The organism is uncultured Clostridium sp. (assembly GCF_937920395.1).
Taxonomy (GTDB): Bacteria; Bacillota; Clostridia; order Clostridiales; family Clostridiaceae; genus Clostridium_AD.
Genome location: NZ_CALEVF010000141.1, coordinates 1 through 4,251, shown reverse-complemented (window position 1 = coordinate 4,251; position 4,251 = coordinate 1). Strand labels below are relative to the sequence as shown.

Annotated in this window: 3 protein-coding genes and 1 pseudogene; all 4 read left to right on the top strand. The window is 30.8% G+C overall.

Going from position 1 to position 4,251, the window contains the following annotated elements:
• Positions 1 to 193: pseudogene (locus tag Q0649_RS10270) on the top strand (Na+/H+ antiporter NhaC family protein); the annotation flags it as partial.
• A 474-nt stretch (positions 194 to 667) separates the two neighbouring features.
• On the top strand, positions 668 to 2,245 hold the full coding sequence (locus tag Q0649_RS10265; protein WP_298841140.1) for a sigma 54-interacting transcriptional regulator: 1,578 nt from the start codon (positions 668 to 670) through the stop codon (positions 2,243 to 2,245).
• Between the two features lie 205 nt (positions 2,246 to 2,450).
• Positions 2,451 to 3,653 (top strand): methionine gamma-lyase, encoded by a 1,203-nt coding sequence (gene megL, locus Q0649_RS10260; RefSeq protein ID WP_298841137.1) that lies wholly within the window; start codon positions 2,451 to 2,453, stop codon positions 3,651 to 3,653.
• Between the two features lie 130 nt (positions 3,654 to 3,783).
• On the top strand, positions 3,784 to 4,161 hold the full coding sequence (locus Q0649_RS10255) for a RidA family protein (protein WP_298841134.1): 378 nt from the start codon (positions 3,784 to 3,786) through the stop codon (positions 4,159 to 4,161).
• The last annotated feature ends 90 nt before the right edge of the window (positions 4,162 to 4,251 follow it).

The following is a 4,251-nucleotide window of genomic DNA, read 5'->3' as shown; positions in this document are numbered from 1 at the left end:
ACCTTATGGTGCCCAACTTTTGGTTGCTTCTAGTCTTGCAGCAATTTCACCATTTTTAATAATGAAATACCTTTGTTATCCATACCTTTTAGGTATTTCATCAATATTTGCTATAATACTTGGTGTACCTAGATTTAAAACTCCAGCTAAAGGTGCATTAAAGCTCGAAGAAAAAGACTCTCCTGCTATGTGAGTATAAAAATATAACAAGATACTCTTCTTTTTAGTGCTCCTCATAAATTGTATAAGTAATGTAAAAACATAAGTAGACTACCTTGGGTAGTTTGTTTATGTTTTTTCATATTAATTTAATTCCAATATAATCTATGGTATAATAGTAAGAAAATAGAATGCAATTAGAGTAAATTAAGTTTAACTTGAATGAAAAGCACCTTAAGGTGGAAAAGGGATGGTTAAAGAAAATAATAAACATACTCAAGATAATATGTTTACAGTACAAGCTTGCTATTGAGATAACGAGCCTAATGAAAACGACTACATTAACTATATTTTAGCTACGCACTTGGTATTAGAATCCGTGTAATGACTCAATTCATATTTGCGAAACTAAAAAAATACGCTGTAAAATAAAAACACAAAGCATTGCATAAAGACGGGTTGCAGTGTATTGCAAACGCCTAACTATATTATAGGAAAGGTGATATTCATGAAAACATACTTACGATTTGAAATAATTTCACGAGATAGAATTGGAATGGTTTTAGATATTTCAAAAAAACTTTATGAGAATAACATAAGTATTCATTCTCTTGAAGTTTTTCCAAATAAAGTATATGTGAAAGTGGAAAACTTGCAAGATGAAGAGGAAAAAGTAAATATTATTGCAAATTTACTTAATATAAATGGTGTTTTAAAAGTTCATGAAATTGAACTGCTTTCTTATGAAAAAAATGAAAGGAAACTTCGCGCTATTATAGATGCGGTGCAAGATGGTATACTTGCTATAACCGATAATGGAGAGGTAGAACTTTTCAACAATTACTGTGAAAAAGTTTTTCATGTAAAAAAAGAAAATGTAGTTGGAAAAAACATAAAAGAACTTTTTGGACTTGGATTTGAAGGACCCATTATCAACCTTTTAAAAACTGGTAAAGATCATGATAACATTGAAGTAATTACAAAAATCGGTAAAAACCGTTTTCACTATATTACTTCAGGGCGTTCTGTAAAAGATGATAAAGGAAAAACTATAACTGCAGTTGCATCACTTAAAGATATTAATGAAGTAATTGAAATGTCAAACGTCATTACTTCAAAAGAAGATTTCATATTTAAAGATATTATAGGAAATAGTTCTTCTATTCTAAAAACTAAAAATATATGTGAATCTGTAGCAAAAAGTAATTCAACCATACTTCTCCGTGGTGAAAGTGGTACAGGAAAGGAACTATTTGCAAAAGCTATACACAAGTTAAGCTTAAGAGCAGATAAAATTTTTTTGGCTATAAATTGTGCTGCTCTTCCAGATAATCTTATAGAAAGTGAACTTTTTGGATATGTAAAAGGAAGCTTTACCGGTGCAGCCGAGAAGGGTAAGGTTGGATTATTCAAAGCAGCAGATAATGGCACTTTATTTTTAGATGAAATAGGTGAATTATCTCTTCCACTTCAAGCAAAACTTTTAAGGGTTTTACAAGAAGGGACTATAAGGAAAATAGGCAATACTCTAGAAGAAAAAATAAATGTAAGAATAATTGCAGCAACTAATAGGAATTTAGAGAATATGATTAAAAAAGATACTTTTAGAGAAGATTTATATTATAGATTAAATGTAATACCTATATATATACCTAGTCTTAGAGATAGTATGGATGACATACCTACGTTAGTTAACTTTTTTATAAAAATCTTAAATAAGCAGGTAGGTAAAAACATAAAAGGTACAGAAATGGAATTCATAGAAGAACTAGTAAAGTTCGATTGGCCTGGCAACATACGTGAATTAAAAAATGTTGTAGAAAGAGCTATGAATATGTGTCATGGAGAGTTTCTTAAAAAAGAAAATTTAATTATGGGCTTTGAAAAAACTACAAGTGATGAAGTAACCTCCACAAATTGTAACTTCAATTTTAAATTGAAAGATGTAGTAGCAGATGCTGAAAAGAAAGCCCTTATTACTGCTATGGAAAGCCATAAAAGCTGTAGAAAAGCTGCCAAATCTCTTGGAGTATCTCATACTACCATAATAAATAAATTAAATAAATATGGAATAGATTTTCATTAATTTATATTACATTCATATGCAAATTTAGAGCAAGTGTAAAGGTTTATTGACACACGTCAATAAACCTTTACACTTGCTTTAAAAAATGGTTGGAAACCTTTACACAATAATTACAACACCATTATAACTACTGTGTTACATACTTGGCATAGAACTTGCTCTTATAAGTATTATACAAATAAAAATGGTTAGGAGGATAAATTTTATGGAAAAAGTAAAAAAATTGGGATTTAACACATTAGCAGTACATGGTGGTCATGTTGGTGACACGCAATATGGTTGCTTAGCTACACCAATATATCAAACATCAACTTTTATATTTGATTCAGCAGAACAAGGTGGAAGAAGATTTGCCGGCAAGGAAGGTGGATATGTATATTCTAGACTTGGAAATCCAACTTGCGCAGAAGCTGAAGAGAAAATAGCTTTATTAGAAGGTGGAGAAGCTGCTGTTTCTACTGCATCTGGTATGGGAGCAATTTCTGCTTCACTATGGACTGCATTAAAAGCTGGTGATCATGTAGTTGCATCAGATACTTTATATGGATGTACTTTTTCTCTTTTAAACCATGGACTTACAAGATTTGGAATTGATGTAACGTTTGTTGATGCAACAAACCTTGAAGAGGTAAAAAATGCTTTAAAGCCAAATACAAGAGTTGTTTATCTTGAAACACCAGCAAACCCAACACTAAAAATTAATGATATTAGAAAAATATCTATTCTAGCACATACAAATAATAAGGACTGCCTTCTATTTGTAGATAATACATTCTGTACTCCTTATATTCAAAAACCTTTAGAATTAGGTGCTGATGTAGTTGTTCATTCTGCAACTAAATACTTAAATGGACATGGAGATGTTATAGCCGGATTTGCAATTGGTAAAAAAGAATTTATAGATCAAGTTAAAATGTTTGGATTAAAAGATATGACTGGCGCAGTACTTAGTCCTTTTAATGCATACCTTATTATAAGGGGAATGAAAACTTTACCTATAAGAATGGATAGACATTGTGAAAATGCTATGAAAGTTGCTAAATTCTTAGAATCACATCCTGCTGTTTCAAAAGTATATTATCCTGGTCTTGAAAGTTTCGAATATTATAACCTTGCTAAATCTCAAATGAGACTTCCAGGTGCTATGATTTCCTTTGAATTAAAAGGTGGTGTAGCAGAAGGTGCATTAGTTATGAACAATTTAAAATTAGCTGCACTTGCAGTAAGTTTAGGAGATACTGAAACTCTTATTGAGCATCCTGCTTCTATGACTCATTCACCATATTCACCAGAAGAAAGACATGCTGCTGGAATAAGTGATGGTCTTGTAAGATTATCTGTTGGTATAGAAAATGCAGAAGATATAATAGATGATTTAAAACAAGCTCTTGATTTAATAGTAAAATAATGATTCTAGTGCAAAAGCACCACAAAAGTTTGGGAAAGTCAGCCACTAATGACCCAATATTACTATTCTTTTTTAGTAATTAAAAAAGAATAGTAATTAAAAAAAATATAGAAGAAGGAGGATACATTATATGAAAAAAGTTATTGAAACTGCTTTATGTCCGAAGGCTATAGGACCTTATTCGCAGGCTGTCATAACTGGTAATTTTATGTTTGCCTCAGGACAGATTGGTATAGATCCACAAAACGGATCTATTGTAGAGGGAGGTATAGAAGCTCAGACAAAGCGCGTTATGGAAAACATTAAACATTTGCTTGATGCTTCCGAATTTAAACTTGAAGATGTAGTCAAAACGAATGTATTCATAACCGATATGGACAACTTTAACAGTGTAAACAAAATTTACAGTGAATATTTTAAGAAAAATGAACCAGCAAGATCATGTATAGCCATAAAAGGACTACCTAAGGGAGCATTAATTGAAATTGAAGTAATAGCTTACAAGTAAATGTTTTTTGCAACTTAAAATATATTAAGATATAGTTTTAGGGGCTTGCAGAATTCAAAAATAAAAACTGTGGATAACTTTTAAGATTTG